The organism is Pseudomonas sp. LBUM1674 (genome assembly GCF_059695635.1).
Genome location: NZ_CP166779.1, coordinates 4,065,283 through 4,084,993, shown reverse-complemented (window position 1 = coordinate 4,084,993; position 19,711 = coordinate 4,065,283). Strand labels below are relative to the sequence as shown.

Below are 19,711 nucleotides of genomic sequence, written 5' to 3'. Positions count from 1 at the left end.
AGGATCCTCTGCATCAAGATCATTCAGGCGTAATGCCTGCGTCGCAGGTGATTTCGCGGCGTTGAAAGAGCGGCAGTGCCAACTCATGCAAAAAACTGATGTGATGATCGTAGGGGGTGGTTTGGTCGGGCTGTCCATTGCTTATGGCCTGGCCCTGCTCGGTCGCCAGGTCAGCGTCCTGGATGAGGGCGATGATGCCTATCGGGCGGCGCGTGGCAACTTCGGCCTGCTGTGGGTTCAGGGCAAGGGCTACGGGATGAGTCCCTATGCGCAATGGACTCGGGATTCGGTGGCGCTGTGGCCACGGTTCGCCGCCTCGTTGCAGGCCGACAGCGGCATCGATCTCCATCTGCGTCAGCCCGGCGGATTCCAGCTGTGTTTGAGTGAGCAAGAGATGGCCGAGGAAAGCCGTCGATTGCGCTGGTTGCGCGACGCCATGCACGGTGATTATCCGTTCGAACTGCTGGATTCGGCCCAACTGCGCGCTCGCTTGCCGGGCGTGGGACCGTCGGTAGTGGGTGGCTGTTACTCGCCCATGGACGGTCAGGTCAATCCGTTGAAATTGTTGCGTGCGCTGTACGCCGCCTGCCAGGCGCGCGGGGTCAGGATCCTCAATGGCCAGCGGGTCAGCGCCATTGACCTGCGCGGCTCGGGCTTCGAACTGGATACCGGTGAACAGCGCTGGTACGCCGGGCAGATGGTGCTGGCCGCCGGGCTTGGCAATCGCGAACTGGGCGCGCAGTTGGGCATGGACGTGCCCGTGAGCCCCAATCGTGGGCAGATTCTGGTGACCGAGCGTCTCAAACCCTTTCTGCATTTCCCCACCACCTACGTGCGCCAGACCGACGAAGGCACGGTGCAGCTGGGCGACTCCCATGAATCGGTGGGTTTCGACGACAGTACCAGCAGCGATGTGATGGCCAGCATCGCCCGGCGCGCGGTGCAGTGCTTTCCCCGGTTGGGGCAGGTCCGTCTGGTTCGGGCCTGGGGTGCGCTGCGGGTGCTGAGCGCCGATGGCTTTCCCATCTACGAAGCTTCGCAGGCCTGCCCGGGGGCGGTGGTAGTCAGTTGCCACAGCGGCGTGACCCTGGCGGCAATCCATGCCTTGCGCCTGGCGCCGTGGATTGCCGGTGACTATGACGAGCCGGCCGTGGCGCCTTTCAGTCTGCAGCGCTTCAGTCGCAAACCCGAGGTGCGCCATGTTGGCTGACAGCTTGTTTCGGGCATTAATCCCCGCGGAAAAGACCGTGCAGATCGAATTCGAAGGCGCGTTGTTATCGGTGCCCGCAGGCATTTCCCTGGCCGCCGCCTTGCTGCTCGGCGGCGTCACTCACACCCGCGACAGTGCAGTCAGCGGCAGGCCCGGCGCACCGTTCTGCATGATGGGCGTGTGCTTCGAGTGCCTGGTCGAGGTGGACGGGCAGGCCAATTGTCAGGCGTGCCTGCTGCCGGTTCGCGCGGGTATGCGTGTTCTGCGCCAGCGCGGGGCTCGGGATTTTCTGGATCGTGGCCACGACGAGGAGGGCGCTGATGAATAAGCCAACAGTCGATCTGATCGTGATCGGCGCCGGCCCCGCTGGCCTGAGCGCGGCGCTTGAGGCCACGCGCCACGGACTGTCGGTGGCGGTGCTGGATGAACAGGGCAGCCCCGGTGGGCAAATCTATCGCAATATCCAGCAGGCCGATGCGCGCAGCCGCAGCGTATTGGGCGATGACTATGGAGCGGGAGCGGAGCTTGTCGCAAAATTCCTCCGGTGCGGGGCCCGTTACCTGGCCAACGCTGCCATCTGGCAAGTGACGCCACAGCGTCAGGTGCATTACTTGATCGATGGTCGCGCTGAAGTCCTGCAAGGTCATCATGTATTGATCGCCACCGGTGCGTTCGAACGGCCCATGCCCATTCCTGGCTGGACCTTGCCCGGCGTCATGACCGCCGGCGCCGGACAGATCCTGCTCAAAAGCGCTGCGCTGGTGCCGCAAGGGCCGGTGGTGCTGGCCGGCTGCGGACCCTTGTTGTATCTGCTGGCGGTGCAATACCTGCGAACCGGCATCGTCATCGAAGCGTTGGTGGACACCAGTGGCCGGGGCGATCTACCGCGCGCCTGGCGCAAAGTCCCGGGCGCCTTGCGCGGCTGGCGTGACCTGCTCAAGGGCCTGCAATTGCTGGTCGAATTGAAACGCGCCGGGGTCAGGCATTTCCGTGATGCCCGGGATTTGCAGATCGAAGGCACGGCGCAGGCCAGTGCCCTGAGTTTCGACAGTGGCGGTCGGCGCCGGACGCTTTCGGCCTCGCTGATTCTGCTGCATCAAGGCGTGGTACCCAACACCCAGATCAGTTGGTCGCTGCGCCTCGAACATGACTGGAGCGAACAGCAACTGTGCTGGATCGCGCGTCGCGACAGCCAGGGTGAAACCAGTCTGCCGGGCATTTTTATCGCCGGTGACGGTGGCGCTATCGGCGGTGCGCACGTGGCGCTGCTCGAGGGCCGCCTGGCCGGGCTGGCGATTGCTGCCAGCTCGGGAAAGATTGACGCGCAACAGCTGCAGCAACTCGCCGCGCCTTACCGAAAGGCCTTGATTCGCCAGCGTGCTGCGCGGCCACTGATCGATGCGTTATACCGCCCACAACAGCAAAACCGCATTCCGGCCGACGATGTAATTGTCTGTCGCTGCGAAGAAGTCAGCGCCGGCGCGATTCGCCATCACGTCGCCCTCGGTTGCCTGGGGCCCAATCAGACCAAGGCGTTCGGTCGCTGCGGCATGGGGCCTTGCCAGGGGCGCCTGTGTGGCTTGAGCGTCACTGAAATCATTGCCGAACAGCGCAAGGTCCCGGCCGCAGAGGTCGGGTATTACCGCATTCGATCGCCACTGAAACCCATCACCCTTGCCCAATTATCCACTGAGACACCTCTCACCCAGGAGCCTGTATGAGCCTTATTCAACGCATCGAAAGCAATCCACGTCTGAGCCGCAGCGTCGTGCATAACGGCGTGGCCTGGCTCAGCGGCATCGTCGCCGCCGACTGCAGCCAGGACATCCGTGGCCAGACGCGCCAGGTGCTGCAACGGCTCGACGAACTGCTGGAAATCTCCGGCAGCGACAAAAGCCGACTGCTCAGCGTGCAGATCTGGATGAAAGACATGGGTGCCGATTTCGCTGGCATGAATGAAACCTGGAGCGCCTGGGTCGATGCCGGGCAGACGCCGGCACGGGCTACCGCGCAAGTGATGTTCGATGATCCGCAGATCCTGTTGGAGTTGATCGTCACCGCCGCCGTCCGGGCTTCTACGTAGTACCCGTAGCGCCGGGTGCAGCCTGGCGCAACGACGGAGCAGGCGGCCGACAGAGCCGTCATCTCCTTGTTCACATTGCCGCTGCCATAACGGTCGCCTTCTTTCACGGAGCGCCCGACATAAACAACATCGCATCTGGAGCCATGAATGAACGTAAAAAATACGGTATTGAAGGTTGGCCTCATCTCGCTGCTGGCGTTCGGCGCCAACCTGCACGCGGCGGAGCAACCTCTGCGCCTGGGCATCGAAGCGGCTTACCCGCCGTTCGCGTCGAAAACGCCGGATAACGCCATCGTCGGCTTCGACTACGACATCGGCCAGGCACTCTGCGCCGAGATGAAAGTCCAGTGCGTGTGGCAGGAACAGGAGTTCGACGGGCTGATTCCCGCGCTCAAGGTGAAGAAAGTCGACGCGGTGATTTCGTCGATGTCCATGACCCCGGAGCGGATGAAATCGGTCGATTTCAGCAATCGTTATTACCGCATTCCGGCGCGCCTGGTGTTCAAAAAGGGCAGTGGCATCAGCGAGATTCCGGCCCAGCTCAAAGGCAAGCGCATCGGGGTGCAGCGCGCGACCAACTTCGATCGCTACGTCACCGAAAAATTTGCCCCGGCCGGTGCCGAAGTGGTGCGCTACGGCTCGCAGAATGAAATTTTCCTCGACCTGCTCGGCGGACGCCTCGATGCCACCATGGCCAGTTCGGTGGTAATCGATGAAAGCCTGTTGAAGCGGCCGGAAGGGCAGGGCTTCGAGTTCGTCGGCCCGAATTTCACCGAAGAGCAGTTCTTCGGTAGTGGCATCGGCATTGCCGTGCGCAAGAACGATCCGCTGGCGGGTCGCTTCAATCAGGCACTGGCGACCATTCGTGCCAATGGCACCTACGACACCATTCGCCAGAAGTATTTCGATTTCGATATCTACGGCGAGTAAGCAGCGGGGGGGCTTTCGGCACGCAGGCTTGAGCAGGCGGCTGTTCTTTTTGGGGACGGAGTCGAGGCTGCTTATGGTCAGTCATCACCCTCGATCCCGGCCGCAGGTTCGATCACCTGGGCGCCCTGGTTGCGAACGTTGCCGATCGCGCGGTCGACCTTGAACCACTCGAAGGCCTCGGTCGGCTCACCCTGGAACAGCGCCAGGTGCTCGGCGCGTTGCATGGGCGTGGTGGGCTCCAGCCATTCCCGGGCCAGTTCCGGCGATAAGGTCACTGGCCGCCTGTCATGGATGTCCACCATGCCACCGGCGCTGTCGGCAGTGATGATGACGAAGCCGTCGTGTTCGCCCGGCCCGTGCTCGGCGCTGGGGTACTGGCCGATCGCGGCGCAGAGGATCGGCGTTCGGTCTCGGTGACGGATCAGGTAAGGCTGCTTCTTCGGTCCGCGTTCGTCGACCCATTCAAACCAGTTGTCGATGGCGATGATCGCCCGGCGTGGCCAGATCGCTTTGAAGAACGGACCATGGGCGACCTTCTCGACCCGAGCGTTGATTGGCGCGGCGCGGTCCTTGGCCCAGTGCGGACGCCAGCCCCAGCGCACCATATCGGCGCGCAAAAACTGGCCTTCCTGGTGAAAGAGGGCGAGTTGAGTGGTCGGCGCGGCGTTATAACGCGCCAGCGGCTGGTCGCCGGCATAGTTGATCAGGGCGTTGGGAATGGCGAGCGCCGCGACGAAATCGTGAATGCCCCGATACTGGGAAAGGCGTCCGCACATGGTGTGTTCTCCGGCTGTGTCTTCAGCGTAGTTCAGCGGCCGGAGATTTCGTGACGAATCCTCGACCAAAACACGTAGCGCAGTCTTCCCGTCGATCAAATCGATCGAGGCACGCGGGACAGGTGTGGAACCGGGCCGGGTCGAGAAGCGGTCGCAGTCTTTCGAACAGGCGCAGGTCGCGGCATTCCCGGGCGACCTGGGCGGCGTCTACCAGTGCGCGGTAGAGGTCCGGATCTTCGAGCGGTTCATGGGTGACCCCCTCGACTGTGCGCCCGGTCTCTATGAGGTCGTATTGCTGCTCATCGGGCAGGGTCAGGGTCAGTCCGGTGATTCTCGCCACCACCCCGGAGGGGGTGAATACCAGATTCGCCCCGGTGGCATCCTGGTAAATTTTGCCGTCGTAGGAGAATCGGGCGCTTTCGGCAAGGGAGCTTGCGGCATAAAAAATGGATCGCGAAACCCGACCGAACAGCTCAGTGCCGGCGCGACGAACAACATCATAGGAAGACGCACCGCAGTAGCGGGCCGGCGCACTGTGCAGCTCTTCTACAGCATGCCAGTAGGCGGCGTTCGCCAGTTCGTTCATGTCGAAGTGCTGGAGTTCATCGACCAACCCCTCGCCGGCAAGGGTCGCGCTTATGGCGTGCAGGGTCTGGCGGTGGGCTTCGGGGTTCTGCATGCGGAAATCGTGGTCGTCGAGGGTCGAGCGCCACTGCTGAAGTCTCAGCGCTTTAGCCTGGTCGAAATTCATGGGGAGGGTTTGCTGTACAAGTACTGGTTGCATGTACAGTAATCGAAGCGTGGCGATCAGGCGAGGGTGGGGCGACGGGCTGCAGATTCTGAAAATGAAGCTTCGCCCGCCGCGTTGGAACGGTCAGGCCGCAGCGTCCACCGCTACGCCATTCTTCCTCGTCGGCACATCATGCAGGGAAATCCTTGAAGTTTCCGGCAATGCCAAACCACCGGCCAAGGCGAGCAACGCAACCGCCATCAGATAGAACGCGGGCGACAGGTTGCTGCCGGTGCTGCTGATCAGCCACGTCGCCACCAGCGGCGCGGTGCCCCCGAACAGGGTGTAGGCCATGTTGTAGGTGATTGCCGACGCGGTATAGCGCGTACGGGTGGGGAAGGTTTCCGAAAGCAGGGCCGCGGTGACCACGCCACACAACACCGCGCCGATCGCCAACAGCATGACGCCGACGATGGAGGCGGCGAACGATCCGGAACTGGCCATCAGGAACGAGGGGTACACCGCCACGATCAACAGGGCGCAGGCGGTCATCACCGTGGCCCGACGCCCGACCCGGTCCGAATACAGCCCGGCCAGCGGGCAGATCGCCGCGGCGAAGATCAAGGCAATCAGCGACACCAGCAATGCCGTGGCGCGACTCAGGCCGCCCGCGACTTGCAGGTAGGTGGCAAAGTAGGTGGTGAACATATAGAACGATAGCGCCGTCAGCGACACGAAGGCCCCCAGGCAGCAGATCGCCGCGCCATGGTTGCGTAAGGTCTCCTTGAGCGGGGAGTGTGCCACCGCATGTTCCTCGGTCACCGCCTGGAAAGCGGGGGTTTCATCCAGCTTCCAGCGCAGGTAAAGACCCACCAGTCCCAGCGGCGCGGCAATCAGGAACGGCAGGCGCCAGCCCCAGCTACCCATGGCGTCGGCCGATAATGAGGCCTCGAGTGCGTAAGCCACCACGGCGGCCGCGGCAAAGGCGGAAAAGGTCGAGACCGGGATGAAGCTGCCATACCAGGCCCTTTTATCATGGGGCGCATGCTCCATCAGGTAGGCACAGGCACCTGCGTATTCGCCCCCGGCGGAAAAGCCCTGGGCGCAGCGGATGACGGTCAGCAGGATCGGCGCCATGACCCCGATGGCGGCATACGTGGGCAACACCCCGATCAAGGTCGTCGCACCCGCCATCAGCAGGATGGTCATGGCCAGGGTTCTCTTGCGCCCGATCCTGTCGCCGAGCATGCCGAAGAAAATCCCGCCCAGCGGCCGGAAGGCAAAGGCCACGGCGAATACCGCGAAGGTTTTCAGCAAGGCCACGCTGGCGTCGCCGCTGGGAAAAAATTGCTGCGCGATGGTGGTCGCCAGAAAACCGTAGACGGCGAAGTCGAACCACTCGACGAAATTGCCGATGCCGGCGGCGACAATGACTTTTCTCAGCGTTTGCGGACTGACCTGAGCTGTGCTTGTCATGATGGACCCCTCGACATTCCATTAGTAGGCTTTCGATTATCGGGGCAGCGATTGAAACGGCTTACTTCAAAAGTGTCATCCGCATAGTCATGACCGACTCATTGCGATTGGGGTACGCATGATTCGTATCGAGGGGAGTTCCGATTGCGCGGTCGACTTCGTGTCCTCGCAGGGGTTACGAGACGGTCACGGCGTGACGATAGGCCGTTCTGGACGCATGGTGCGCGGTGCGCACCAGCAACAGCACAGCGCCAATCACCGGCAGGCTCACCAGCATCAGTGCATAACGCAACGACTCCTGGCCAAACAGCGGCAACAGCATGTCGCTGAACAACCCGGTTATCAGTGGCCCGATGCCGACCCCGAGCAGGGTACTGACGATGGTCTGCAGGGCCATGGCGGTGCCGCGCCGATTTGCCGGCACCAGTTGGGTGACGAGGTTGTAGGACGGGGCGAGCCACCAAACGGCAAAGAAGGAATAGAGGGCGCACCAGAGCATTGCGGTCGGAATAGGTACATCGCCCAAGCGCACCAGCAGGGCATCGGACCAGAGCAGATAAGGGGTAAGCGCGGCGAGGGCCGCCAGATGGCCCAACACGGGAATGGAAATCTGCCAGTGGGGGTGGCGGCGGCACAGGCGGTCACTTAACCAACCACTCAACAGGCCACCGATCCCGGCCGAAATACCGCAGATCACCCCGACCAGCAGCCCGGCGTGTTGCAGTGACAGGCCGTGGGAACGCACCAGGAAGCTGGTGTTCCACATGCCGATTGCGTAGGAACTGAGCGTGGCCAGGCCGCCCGCGAGGATCAGGTACCGGTAGGCCGGCAACGCCCACAGCTTGCGGGCTTCGGCACCCATACCCAGCAGTGGAGAGGGCGAGTGGGCGTGGGGCGCGAGGTCCCAACGGCCACGCTGCGGGTCGCGCACGAAAAAGGTCAGGACAGCGCAAAACACCACGGCCGGCATGCCAATGGCGATAAACCCGCTGCGCCAGCCATAGTGCTCCACCACCCAGGCCCCGAGACTCAAACCGATGATCGAGGAAAACGTCGGTGCCGCGGTAAAACAACTGATTGCGAATGAGCGTCGTTGTGGTGGATACAGGTCAGCGATCAACGACAGCGAGGCCGAGGTCGTCGGCGATTCACTGACCGCCACCAGCATTCGCGCGACGGCCAGCGCAAGGAAGCTGCCGGCCAGTCCGCAGGCCATTGTCGCCACGGCCCAGAGCAGGCACGACATGGCCAGCAGACGGGTGCGCGGCATGCGGTCCACCAGCCTTCCCGCCGGCAGGCCCAAGAGTGCGTACACCGCCGCGAACGCCAGGCCGGAGATCAACCCGATGGCGGTATCGCTGACCCCGAATTCGGATTTGATCGGTTCGATCATCACCGCGAGTATCTGTCGTCCGACGAAGTTGTCGGCAAACACCATGGCCAGCAGCATCAGAAAACCGTGGCTCCCCCAACCAACCCTGGCTGGGGGCAGCATGCCCGAGACCACGTTCATCGCGGTGCCCAGAGATCCGGCAAGCCGGGGTCACTCACGACGATCAGGCGCTTGAGCAATACCTTCAAGGCTTGTGCATCGGCGGTGCCGAGCTTGGCCGAGAGGTCCTCTTCCACCGCCTTGGCCAGCGCCAGCTGATGCAACGAAACCTCGCGGCCCTGGGCGGTGAGGACAAAACGCAGTGACTCTGCCGAGCCCTCGAACGCCACCAGGCGCTGGTTTTCGAGAAAGCGCATGCTGGCCAGCGTGACTTCACGACCGGTGTAGGTCACGAAGGTATTGATTTCCTCAAGGTTCAGGTTGTCGCGGATACACAAGATCGACAGGATAAAAAACGCCTGTTCGTCCAGATGCTGGTTACTCAGCATCTGCCGCAGGGCATTGAGGACCTGGTAGTGTCCGCGCCCCAAAAGGTAACCGAGCAGGTCCTCGGTGTAACTGCACTCGGGGGGCGGCGGCGTGGTGGCCAGGCGCAGTTCGCTGCGTGGCTTGCGGGTCGCCAATGCATATTGGCCACTCTGGAACGCCAGTGGCGCGCGGTCGCTGTGATCGAAGGCGAGGACTTCACCGACAAAAATCACATGGTCGCCGCCTTCATACTGGAATGCGGTGCGGCATTGAAAACGTGCCGTGCAGTCTTGCAGCAGCGGCGCCCCGCTGACGCCATTGTCCAGCTTGATTTCAGAAAACTTGTCCTCGCCCTGGGTGGCGAAACGTCCCGACAGTGCTTCCTGTTCGGTGGACAACACGTGGACGTTCCAGTGTTTGCCGCTGGTGAAGACTGGCAAGCTGCGGGCCTGCTTGGACAGGCTCCAGAGCACCATCGGCGGATTGAGCGACACCGAGTTGAAACTGTTGGCCGTGATTCCCACGGGTGAGCCGTCTTCGGTCTGGGTGGTGATGATGGTGACCCCGGTGGTAAAGGTGCCGAGTGCGGCACGAAAAGCCTGGGGATCGAAACTGACGTTTTGCATTGCCATGACTGGCCTCATGGGGTGGGATTTTCGTAGGGCCAGTATTGGTCGCATCCCAGGGTTCAACATCGTCTCAACGGACTAACAGATTTGCTCGATACTCGTCCGATCGGACGAGGCGTCGCGCGGGGTGTACGGCTAGGGTGGCGGCAAGCGCATCGGGCGCTTCCCGGCCATTGGGCCAGTACCAGCAAGGGGACACGAATGAGTTCAGTCATATCATCCGTCCAAGGGCTCACCAGTCTGTTATCCCGGCAAAAAAGCGCATTCGCCAGCGCCGGTGCAGTGAGCGCCGACACCCGCCGACGCCGACTCCAGCAAGTCATCGATCTGTTGGTGCGCCACCATGGCGTGTTGACCGAGGCGATCGACCTGGATTTCGGCGGTCGGCCTGCCGGTTTCTCGTTGATGAATGACGTGCTCGGCGCCCTGGCCTCGCTCAAATATGCGCGTGACCATCTGCAGGACTGGATGCAGGATGATCCACGTGCGCCTTTTGCGCCCTACGATCAGCTCGGCGCCAAGGCGTGGGTGATGCACCAACCCAAGGGCACGGTGGGCATTCTCGGTACCTGGAACGCGCCTTTGTTTACCCTGTTCAGCCCCTTGGCCTCGGTGCTGGCCGCAGGCAACCGGGCCATCCTCAAGCCGTCGGACGTGGTACCACGGACGGCCGAGTTGGTGGCGCAGCTGTTCGCTGAACACCTCGACCCGCTGGAGGTCGGCGTCGTCACTGGCGACGTGGAGCTGGCCGAAGTCTTCAGTGCCCAACCGTTTGACCACCTGGTGTACACCGGCAGTACCGCGACGGGGCGGCTGGTCATGCGCAACGCCGCACTGAACCTGGTGCCGGTGACGCTGGAGCTGGGCGGCAAGTCGCCGGTCATCGTCTCCGCCAGCGCCGACCTGAAAAAAGCCGCTTTCAGCATCGCCGTGGGGAAAGCCTGCAATGGCGGGCAAATCTGCATCAGTCCGGATCTGGTGTACGTGCCCAAGGCGCTGCTGGAACCCTTCCTTGAAGCCCTGCGCGCCACCTACAGCGAACTCAATCCTGCGGTGGCCGGCAACCCGGACGTGGTGGCGGTGGTCAACCAGCGGCACCTGGACCGGGTCGAAGATTACGTACTGGACGCCCAGGCCCGCGGCGCACGCGTCGAGTGCCTGCCCGAACCCCTGGCGCCGAATGCCGAGGACCGGCGCCGGCCCCTGCGCGTGGTGGTCGACCCGGCGCCGGACAGTGTGATCATGGGTGAAGAAATCTTCGGCCCCGCCATGGTCGTGCTCACCTATGAACACCTCGACCAGGTCATTGACGATATCAATGGTCGTCCCCGCCCGCTGGCGCTGTATTACTTCGGCAAAGACCCCGAACAGCAGCGCTACGTGCTGGAGCGCACCGTGTCCGGCGGCGTGACCGTCAACGATGTGATGATGCACGCGGCGATGCACGATGCGCCGTTTGGCGGTGTCGGCGCCTCGGGCATGGGCCATTACCATGGTCACGAAGGGTTTCTCGAGTTCAGCCACCAGCGCACGGTGTTCAAGGCGCCGGAGCATGACCCGCGCCGTCAATGGGGGCTCTTGCCGCCGTATGGCGAACACTTTTTGGCGGCCATGCTGGCCAGCGTGACCTCATAACAATAATCGACAGGGCGCGACAATCGCTATGAAAACCAACGAACACCAACCGATTACTGCCTCGACAACCACCTTGTCCAACGCGCCGCAGACCGGCTGGCCGCGGCGCAGCGTGCTCAAGGCGGGCGCCGTGGTCGCGGGTATCGGATTGCTGGGACGTTTTGCCGATGCCCGTGCGGCGGGTCTGTCGGCCAGTGACTACCAAGGGCTGGACGCCTGGGCCATGAGCCAGGCCATTCGCAGCGGCGAGCTGCTGGCCGAAGACCTGCTGGCGGCGGCGCTAGCTCGCTGCCAGGCGGTGAATCCCAGGGTCAAGGCCGTGAACATGCTGCACGAGGCCTACGCCCGCACGCTGTTAGCCCAACGCCGTTCCGCCGGTACTCAAACCCAAGGGGCACTGGCCGGCGTGCCGGTGTTGATCAAAGACCTCAATACCTACCTGGAAGGCACCTCGACCAGCAATGGTTGCCGGCTGTTCAAGGACGCCCCGCCAGCGGCCCGGACCAGCACCCTGATCAGCCGCTACGAGCGAGCTGGCGCCGTGCCCTTCGGCAAGACGACCTGTCCCGAGTTCGGCTTGACCACCACCACTGAATCCATGCTGTGGGGGCAGACGTGCAACCCGTGGAACCTGGCCATGAGCGCGGGTGGTTCCTCTGGCGGCGCAGCGGCGGCCGTGGCCGCCGGGATCGTGCCTGTGGCCCACGCCACCGACGGTGGCGGCTCGATCCGCATTCCTGCCTCGTATTGCGGGCTGGTGGGGCTCAAGCCCAGCCGTTATCGCACCCCGAGTGGGCCGGCGCATTTCGAGGGTTGGTTTGGCGCCAGCGTCGGCAATGTGGTCTCGCGCACGGTGCGCGATACCGCGCTGTTTCTCGATGCCGGTCAGGGCCATGAAGCGGGCAGTGCGTACTGGATCCCGCCGCTGATACGGCCGTATGTTGAAGAATTGCAGCGCGAGCCAGGCAAGTTGCGTGTCGCCGTGGTTCGCCAGTCATTGACCGGCGCGGCGTTGGAGCCGGCGATTGCTGCCACGCTGGAGCAGACCATCAAGCAATTGCTGGGACTGGGACATGAAGTCGAAGAGCTGACGCTGAACATCGATCCACGTCAGCTGTTCGGTGCGCATGGCACAGTGATCGGCACCGCATTGCGCACCGCGATTCACGACCGCGAACAAGTGCTGGGGCGGGCCGCCACGGCGCAGGAGCTGGAGAAAATCACCCTGGTCAACCTGGAACGCGCCCAGGCCACCACGGGTGAAGGCCTGTATCGCGCCCGTCAGTCGTTCGAAAGTATTGGCGCAACCATGGAGCAGCCGTTCGAACGCTTCGACGTGATCCTGTCGCCGGTCACCGCCAACCTGACGCCGCAACTGGGCTTGCTGACCCTGGATCAATCCTGGGACAGCTATGCCCATCACGCCATGGGCAGCGCCGGCTTCACCGTGCTGGCCAACGTCAGCGGCCAACCGGCCATCTCGCTGCCGTTGGGCCAAAGCGATAGCGGTCTGCCGGTGGGCATGATGTTCACCGCGCGCCTGGGAGGTGAAGACGGTCTGCTGCGCCTGGCCAGTCAACTGGAGCAGGATCGTCCCTGGGCCGCCAGACGCGCCGTCCTCTGACAGCACTTGCCTGGCCCTTTCGGCCGGTTGTTCGCAGCTTTCATGAGCAACCGGTTGTCGGGCCGGCTTCCTAGTCCGCTTTGACGATGAGCCCGGCCAGTGCAGCCCCGATCATGGGATGCACTCCGCCAGCGTTCCCACAGCGTCGTCGGCGGTTATCTCTGACCTCAGCTAATGGCATAACAACAATGACGGCTCAAGTTCAGTCTCAGACCCACTACGATGTAATTGTCGTTGGTTCGGGCGCAGGTGCAATGACGTCGGCGGTGTTCCTCGCCGATCACGGTTTCAGTGTGCTGATCGTGGAAAAAAGCGACAAGTACGGCGGCACCTCGGCGATCTCCGGCGGCGGTATCTGGATCCCCAACAACCACTATTTCGCGAAGCTGAACGGCAACGACACTTACGCAACGGCCTTGCGTTACCTGCAAGCCGCAGCGGGCGAACATGTCGATGAAACCCGGCTGCGCAGCTATCTGGACAATGCGCCGAAAATGATCGAGGAGCTTGCCCAGACCAGTCGGGTACGCTACGCGGTGGCCGCCAAATACCCCGACTATTACCCGCACCTGCCGGGCGCGCTGGCCGGCGGAAGAACCCTGGATCCGGAGTTCTTCGATACCAGCCTGTTGGGCGACGAACTGGACAACCTGCGTAAACCTTCGCCGTCGACCTTGCTCATGGGCTGCATCGCCTGGACCGCCCGCGATGCGCACAAGGTCATGGCGCGTGGTTTTGGCTGGCGCCTGCTGATCATGGGCCTGATGCTGCGTTACAAACTCGATTTCAAATGGCGCCGCAAAAGCAAGATCGACCGCCGAGCGTCCCTGGGCAGCTCGCTGGTGGCATCGCTGCGGCGCTCGCTGATGGACCGCAACGTGCCGCTCTGGCTCAACACCGATTTTGCAGGCTTGCTCACCAAGGACGGCCGGGTCAGCGGCGTCAGCGTGCGGCGCAACGGTGCCGAGGTGCAACTGCACGCGCGTCACGGGGTGATCCTGGCGTCCGGTGGTTTTGAACAGAACCAGGCACTGCGTGAAAAATACTTGCCGCAACCGACCCGCATGGCCTGGAGTGCGACACCTCCGGGCAACAACACCGGTGCCGCGCTGGAAGCCGGGCTGGCTCAGGGCGCGGCCACCGCATTGATGGATTGGGCCTGGTGGGCGCCGACCATCGCCGTACCGGGCGAGGAAAAACCCCGGGGGATCTTCGCCGAGCGCGCGTTCCCTGGCGCCATCGTGGTCAACAGCCTGGGCCGGCGCTTCGTCAACGAGGCCGCGCCGTATCTGGAGTTTGTCGATGCCATGTACCGCGACAACGGGCTCACGGGTGGCAAGTCGGTGCCGGCCTGGGTGATTTTCGATGGCCATTTCCGTTTCAACTACGCGATGGGGCCGTTGATGCCGGGCCAGATCATGCCCGACAGCCGCTTGCGCAAGGAATGGCTCAACACCCTGTACTGGAAGGACGACTCCCTGGCCGGGCTGGCCAAGCAGATCGGCGTTGATGCCGCCGGTCTCGAAGCCACCGTGGTCAAGGTCAACGACTATGCGCGCACGGGTAAGGATCCGGACTTCGGGCGCGGCGGCAATGTATTCGACCGTTATTACGGCGACAGCAATATCAAGCCCAACCCGTGCCTGGCGCCATTGCGCAAAGGGCCGTACTACGCCATGCGTCTGGATGCCGGGGACATCGGCACCAAGGGTGGCCTGCTGACCAACGAACATGCGCAAGTGGTCCGCGAGGACGGCGCCGCCATCGCTGGCCTGTACGCGATCGGCAACTGCTCGGCGTCGGTGATGGGCACCAGCTATCCAGGCGCGGGCGGCACACTGGGGCCGGCGATGACCTTCGCTTATGTCGCCGCCAACCACTTGGCCAGCCAGCGATAGGAGGGTGTATGGCGACGTTCGATGACAGTTTCTGCACGCCGATCCAGACACCTTTGCAAGTCGCCGACAGCAGCGCGTTGCTGTGGGACGAGCACTGCGATGTATTGGTTATCGGGTGGGGCGCAGCCGGGGCCTGCTCGGCGCTGGAGGCCCGCGCCCTGGGTGCCGATGTCTTGATTGCCGACCGATTCACCGGTGGCGGTGCCAGTGTCAAGAGTGGCGGGGTGGTCTACGCCGGTGGCGGTACCCGCCATCAGCAGGCGGCAGGGTTCAGCGACACGCCCGAAGCCATGTTTGACTACCTCAAGCATGAAACCCGAAACGTGGTCAGCGACGACACCCTGCGGCGCTTCTGCGCCGACAGCGTCAGCAACCTCGACTGGCTGGAAAGCCACGGTGCGCCCTATGGCCACCAGATGCCGCCGGGCGGCAAGACTTCGTACCCGCCTGACGGTTACTTTCTCTATTACTCCGGCAACGAGCTGGTCCCGCAGCATGGCGGACCACTGCCACCGGCACCACGGGGTCATCGCACCGTGGGCAAAGGCCAGTGCGGCGCGGTGCTATATGGGCATCTCAAGGACGCGTGCCTGCGCGCCGGGGTTCGGCCATTGCTGCAAGCGGCAGCCAAGCGCCTGGTGGTTGATGCGCAGGGGCGGGTGTTGGGTGCCGAGATGTGGTGCATCACGCCCGGCACCCCGCAAGCGCAGTTGCATGCACGCCTGGCCGCTCGTGCCGAGCGTCTACAGAATTTCGCCGCGGGTTACTGCAAGAAGCTGCGTCAGCGGATCGGCCAGCTCGAACGGGACTTCGCCCGACCACGGCTGGTTCACGCCCGCAACGGCGTCATCCTCAGTACCGGTGGTTTCATTTTCAATCGCGAACTGATCAAACGGCATGCGCCGAAATTCGAGCGTAACTTCAAAGTCGGTGCCACAGGCTGTGACGGCAGCGGCCTGCGCCTGGGAACCAGCGTCGGTGGTCAGGGCGCCGGACTGGAGCGGGTTTCGGCCTGGCGGTTTATCAACCCGCCGTACAGTTGGCACAAGGGCATCGTGGTCAATCGCGAAGGCCGACGTTTCTGCAACGAAGAAGTCTATGGCGCGACCCTGGGTCAACCCTTGATGGAGGAGCAGGGCGGCAAAGCGTGGCTGGTGCTGGATGCACCGCTGCGCAAGAAAGCCATCCGTGAGGCATTGTTTGGCGGCTATTGGTGGTTTCAAAGCTTGCCGGCCCTGGTGCTGATGCTGTTCAAGGTGCGCAAGGGCAAGAGCCTGAGCGAATTGGCCAATGCGACGGCCATGGACCCCGCCGTACTGCGTGCCTCGGTGCTGGCTGCCAACGCTGCCGCCCGTGGCGAGGCGCCGGAGCCGTTCGGCAAGTCCGAGGGCGGACGCCAGGTGCTGGAACAGGGGCCTTTCTATGCCTGCGATATCTCGGTGACCAATCCGGTATTCCCCCTGGGCGCCCTGACCCTGGGCGGCTTGCGCGTGGATGAGCGCAGCGGCGCAGTGCTGGACCAGCAGGGGCAAGCCATAGCTGGTTTGTACGCGGCCGGACGCAGCGCCCTGGGCATACCTTCGCATTTGTACATCAGTGGCCTGTCCCTGGCCGACTGCGTGTTCTCCGGTCGTCGTGCCGGTGCCGCCGTTGCCCGCCCGCACGGCCAGCAATTCCAAACGACCCACGCACATGAGATGACATGATGACGCTCAATCAAAACAACAAGAACGGCCGGGTTCACGGCAAGGTCGCGCTGGTCACCGGCGGCGCCAAGGGGATCGGCGCTGCCAGCGTGCGCCTGCTGGCGGCCGAAGGTGCCCAGGTGCTGATCAGCGACCTGGACGTCGAGGCAGGCCAGGCCCTGGCGGCTGAAATCGGGCCGGCTGCAGCCTTCATTCGCCACGACGTCAGCAGTGAAGACGCGTGGCGCCAGGTCATCGGCCATGTGCGCGAGCGCTACGGTCGTCTGGATATCCTGGTCAACAATGCCGGCATCCTGATCGCCGGCTCGATTGAAGAAACCAGTCTGCAGGCGTGGCAAAAGGTGATGCGGGTGAATGCCGACAGCGTGTTTCTGGGTTGTCGCGAAGGCATCGCGTTGATGAAGGACAGCGGTGGTTCGATCATCAACCTGTCGTCCGTCGCGGCCCTGGCCGGGCGTGACGATTACCTCGCCTACAGCGCCTCCAAGGGCGCGGTGGCGGCATTGTCGCGTTCGGTGGCGGCGCTGTGCCGGCGGCGCAAATACCGCATCCGCTGCAACACTCTGCATCCGGATGGCGTGCTCACCGACATGACCCGTGGCAGCCTCCCCGAAGGCGTCGACCCGGACCGCATGACCATCGACAGCGACCCGATGAACCGCATGTGCCGGCCCGAGGACGTGGCGGCCAGCGTGCTGTTCCTGGCCAGTGATGAGTCCCGGGCGATCAATGGAGTCGAGTTGCGCATTGATAGCGGGCAGATGGTGATGAGTATCTAGCGGCCGTTGCCACCCCTCTCTTTCACGTACACCCACACACGCCCGTAGGAGCGAGGCTTGCCCGCGAAGAACGATAACGCGGTCACACAGACAGACCGCAGCGTGAAGGCTCGCAAGCTTTTACGAAGTCGGTCGAGGTGGAAATAGGGCGTTTCTGATGGATGTGTAGGACGCTTCTGTAGGAGCGAGGCTTGCCCGCGAAGAACGATAACGCGGTCACACAGACAGACCGCAGCGTGCAGGCTCGCAAGCTTTTACGAAGTCGGTCGAGGTGGGAATAGGGCGTTTCTGATGGATGTGTAGGACGCTTCCGAGTGTTTGTAAGAAAGCCCTCACGTCACTTCCCGAAGGCCACAGCACCTTGCGTCATTGCCTACGGTTACGCCAGAATCCGCCGGCTTGTGCGCCTTGGGGCTGTTCGGTAACTTGATTCGCGTCACTGATGGTCAGTGATCGGGTTTAGTAGCCTGGAAAGTAATATCGGTTGCACAAGCGTCATTTGTCAGGTGTTCACCTGCACTTGATGGTGGCTGTGCGCTTGGCGTCTTCGGACGCGCCGGTTTGTTGCTTTCCCGGTCTACTAACTTGCGCACAGCCGCCACCCTTTCGTTTAGTAGCGAGATGGTTGCCGCTCAACTATGAGAAAAGCAACTATGTTCAAGCCAACACCAAACCCGCCGGACTCCGATCCGGCAACGCCCTCAGAAACCATCGATTCAAACAATTCCCACCCACCATCCGAACGCATTCCCTCTGCCGCCGACATCCAGGCCACCCCGCGCAAGCTTTGCACCATGTTCATCGTCAACCCGGAACTCGATACCGAAACCCTGCTGGCCCACGCCTGTGAGTCGCTGGCTTCGGCCAATGTCATGGCGCTGGATCTGGCGGATCATATGGAAGGGACCAGTCGCAACGCCCTGTTGGGGATTGCCCAGGTCATCATGCTGGGCGAACTGGCGGTGAACCGGGCGCTGGATCGGATTGATCGGGCTGAATAAAAGATCCAAAGATCGCAGCCTGCGGCAGCTCCTGCAGGGGAGTGCCAAACCTGTAGGAGCCAGGCTTGCCGGCGAACCGGGCGCTGCGGTGCATCTGTCGCACCGCGTTATCGTTCTTCGCGGGCAAGCCTCGCTCCTACAGGCGAACCGGGCGCTGCGGTGCATCTGTCGCACCGCGTTATCGTTCTTCGCGGGCAAGCCTCGCTCCTACAGGCGAACCGGGCGCTGCGGTGCATCTGTCGCACCGCGTTATCGTTCTTCGCGGGCAAGCCTCGCTCCTACAGGCGAACCGGGCGCTGCGGTGCATCTGTCGCACCGCGTTATCGTTCTTCGCGGGCAAGCCTCGCTCCTACAGGCGAACCGGGCGCTGCGGTGCATCTGTCGCACCGCGTTATCGTTCTTCGCGGGCAAGCCTCGCTCCTACAGGCGAACCGGGCGCTGCGGTGCATCTGTCGCACCGCGTTATCGTTCTTCGCGGGCAAGCCTCGCTCCTACAGGCGAACCGGGCGCTGCGGTGCATCTGCCGCACCGCGTAATCGTTCTTCGCCGGCAAGCCTGGCTCCTACGGGATCTCTATTGTTAATAACCTTCAAACTGCGCCGGACGCTTGTCGATAAACGCCTGCATGCCTTCCTTCTGATCCCGTGAGGCGAACAACAATGCATTGGCCTTGCGCTCCAGCGCCAGGCCGGCTTCCAGTGGCGCGTCCATGCCCGCCAGAATCACTTCCTTGATCTGCTCGGCGGCCAGGGCTGGCATGGCGGCGATGACGCGCGCCAGCTCCAGGGCGTGGGCCTGCACCTGGTCATCGTCGACCAGGTCACTGATCAGTCCGGCGACCCAGGCTTCCTCGGCGCTGATCGGTTGGCCGGTGAGCGCCATGCGCATCGCCTTGACCTTGCCCACCGCCCGCACCAGCCGTTGGGTGCCGCCGATACCGGGCATGATGCCGATGCGGATTTCCGGTTGGCAGAAGCGCGCGCTGCGGCCGGCGACAATCAGGTCGGCATGCATCGCCAGTTCGCAACCACCGCCGTAGGCATAACCGCAGATTGCCGCAATCACCGGTTTCGGGCAGTGCTGGATCGGCCCCCAGACCCGCTCGGTGTGACGCTTGTAGATATCGATGGCGCCGACCCCGGCCATGCTGTTGATGTCGCCACCGGCAGCGAACACCTTGTCACCGCCCGTCAGCACGATGCAACGCACCTCGGGATCAATCGCCAACTCACTGAAATAGCGCGACAGCAGCGCCTGCAATTCCAGGCTCAGGGCGTTGGTCGCCTGGGGGCGGTTGAGCCGCAGCAGGGCCACGCCGGGCAATGGGCGTTCGAGCAGAACCGGTGCAGCGTAGGGTTCGGACATGGGCATTC

The 19,711-nt window shown here is 63.1% G+C and carries 17 protein-coding genes; 11 read left to right on the top strand and 6 right to left on the bottom strand.

Annotation, left to right across the window (positions count from 1 at the left end; translation table 11 throughout):
- The first annotated feature begins 85 nt into the window (after positions 1 to 85).
- The 5 genes from ACA067_RS18705 to ACA067_RS18685 all read left to right on the top strand — a co-directional run bounded on the left by ACA067_RS18705 (position 86) and on the right by ACA067_RS18685 (position 4,223).
- Complete coding sequence (locus ACA067_RS18705) at positions 86 to 1,210, top strand: NAD(P)/FAD-dependent oxidoreductase (RefSeq protein ID WP_497457934.1); 1,125 nt, start codon at positions 86 to 88, stop codon at positions 1,208 to 1,210.
- Positions 1,200 to 1,538: a (2Fe-2S)-binding protein gene (locus tag ACA067_RS18700; protein WP_497457933.1), complete on the top strand. Its 339-nt coding sequence runs from the start codon at positions 1,200 to 1,202 to the stop codon at positions 1,536 to 1,538. Before ACA067_RS18705 ends, ACA067_RS18700 begins: the two co-directional genes overlap by 11 nt.
- Positions 1,531 to 2,931, top strand: coding sequence for an FAD-dependent oxidoreductase (locus ACA067_RS18695; protein WP_497457932.1), 1,401 nt, complete (start codon positions 1,531 to 1,533; stop codon positions 2,929 to 2,931). The genes ACA067_RS18700 and ACA067_RS18695 overlap by 8 nt, the downstream gene beginning before the upstream one ends.
- Positions 2,928 to 3,293, top strand: a complete 366-nt coding sequence (locus tag ACA067_RS18690) for a RidA family protein (RefSeq protein ID WP_497457931.1) — start codon at positions 2,928 to 2,930, stop codon at positions 3,291 to 3,293. Before ACA067_RS18695 ends, ACA067_RS18690 begins: the two co-directional genes overlap by 4 nt.
- 147 nt (positions 3,294 to 3,440) lie before the next feature.
- Positions 3,441 to 4,223 carry an ABC transporter substrate-binding protein gene (locus ACA067_RS18685; RefSeq protein WP_497457930.1) on the top strand — a complete coding sequence of 261 codons (783 nt, stop codon included), beginning with the start codon at positions 3,441 to 3,443 and terminating at the stop codon, positions 4,221 to 4,223.
- 77 nt (positions 4,224 to 4,300) lie between these two features.
- On the opposite strand, the gene ACA067_RS18680 is transcribed toward ACA067_RS18685, so the two are convergent.
- The 5 genes from ACA067_RS18680 to ACA067_RS18660 form a co-directional block, all read right to left on the bottom strand.
- On the bottom strand, positions 4,301 to 4,999 hold the full coding sequence (locus ACA067_RS18680; RefSeq protein ID WP_497457929.1) for an SOS response-associated peptidase family protein: 699 nt from the start codon (positions 4,997 to 4,999) through the stop codon (positions 4,301 to 4,303).
- A 22-nt stretch (positions 5,000 to 5,021) separates the two neighbouring features.
- Positions 5,022 to 5,750: a hypothetical protein gene (locus ACA067_RS18675; protein WP_497457928.1), complete on the bottom strand. Its 729-nt coding sequence runs from the start codon at positions 5,748 to 5,750 to the stop codon at positions 5,022 to 5,024.
- Between the two features lie 123 nt (positions 5,751 to 5,873).
- On the bottom strand, positions 5,874 to 7,205 hold the full coding sequence (locus tag ACA067_RS18670; RefSeq protein WP_497457927.1) for an MFS transporter: 1,332 nt from the start codon (positions 7,203 to 7,205) through the stop codon (positions 5,874 to 5,876).
- Positions 7,206 to 7,380: 175 nt separating this feature from the next.
- Positions 7,381 to 8,718 carry a spinster family MFS transporter gene (locus ACA067_RS18665; protein WP_497457926.1) on the bottom strand — a complete coding sequence of 446 codons (1,338 nt, stop codon included), beginning with the start codon at positions 8,716 to 8,718 and terminating at the stop codon, positions 7,381 to 7,383.
- On the bottom strand, positions 8,715 to 9,698 hold the full coding sequence (locus ACA067_RS18660) for a flavin reductase family protein (RefSeq protein WP_150796330.1): 984 nt from the start codon (positions 9,696 to 9,698) through the stop codon (positions 8,715 to 8,717). Before ACA067_RS18660 ends, ACA067_RS18665 begins: the two co-directional genes overlap by 4 nt.
- Before the next feature lie 198 nt (positions 9,699 to 9,896).
- On the opposite strand from ACA067_RS18660, the gene ACA067_RS18655 reads away from it, so the two are divergent.
- The 6 genes from ACA067_RS18655 (at position 9,897) to ACA067_RS18630 (ending at position 18,338) form a co-directional block, all read left to right on the top strand.
- Entirely contained in the window at positions 9,897 to 11,330 is a 1,434-nt protein-coding gene (locus ACA067_RS18655) for a coniferyl aldehyde dehydrogenase (protein ID WP_497457925.1), read from the top strand.
- Positions 11,331 to 11,358: 28 nt separating this feature from the next.
- Positions 11,359 to 12,954, top strand: coding sequence for an amidase (locus ACA067_RS18650; protein ID WP_497457924.1), 1,596 nt, complete (start codon positions 11,359 to 11,361; stop codon positions 12,952 to 12,954).
- Positions 12,955 to 13,142: 188 nt separating this feature from the next.
- Positions 13,143 to 14,852 (top strand): FAD-binding protein, encoded by a 1,710-nt coding sequence (locus ACA067_RS18645; RefSeq protein ID WP_497457923.1) that lies wholly within the window; start codon positions 13,143 to 13,145, stop codon positions 14,850 to 14,852.
- An 8-nt stretch (positions 14,853 to 14,860) separates the two neighbouring features.
- Positions 14,861 to 16,558, top strand: a complete 1,698-nt coding sequence (locus tag ACA067_RS18640; protein ID WP_497457922.1) for an FAD-binding protein — start codon at positions 14,861 to 14,863, stop codon at positions 16,556 to 16,558.
- The gene (locus tag ACA067_RS18635; RefSeq protein ID WP_497457921.1) at positions 16,555 to 17,337 is read left to right on the top strand and encodes an SDR family oxidoreductase; all 783 of its coding nucleotides are present in this window, start codon (positions 16,555 to 16,557) and stop codon (positions 17,335 to 17,337) included. Before ACA067_RS18640 ends, ACA067_RS18635 begins: the two co-directional genes overlap by 4 nt.
- 653 nt (positions 17,338 to 17,990) lie before the next feature.
- Positions 17,991 to 18,338, top strand: coding sequence for a DUF6124 family protein (locus ACA067_RS18630; protein ID WP_497457920.1), 348 nt, complete (start codon positions 17,991 to 17,993; stop codon positions 18,336 to 18,338).
- Positions 18,339 to 18,917: 579 nt separating this feature from the next.
- Here the strand turns inward: ACA067_RS18630 and ACA067_RS18625 are convergent.
- The gene (locus ACA067_RS18625; RefSeq protein WP_497457919.1) at positions 18,918 to 19,703 is read right to left on the bottom strand and encodes an enoyl-CoA hydratase; all 786 of its coding nucleotides are present in this window, start codon (positions 19,701 to 19,703) and stop codon (positions 18,918 to 18,920) included.
- Positions 19,704 to 19,711: the final 8 nt, after the last annotated feature.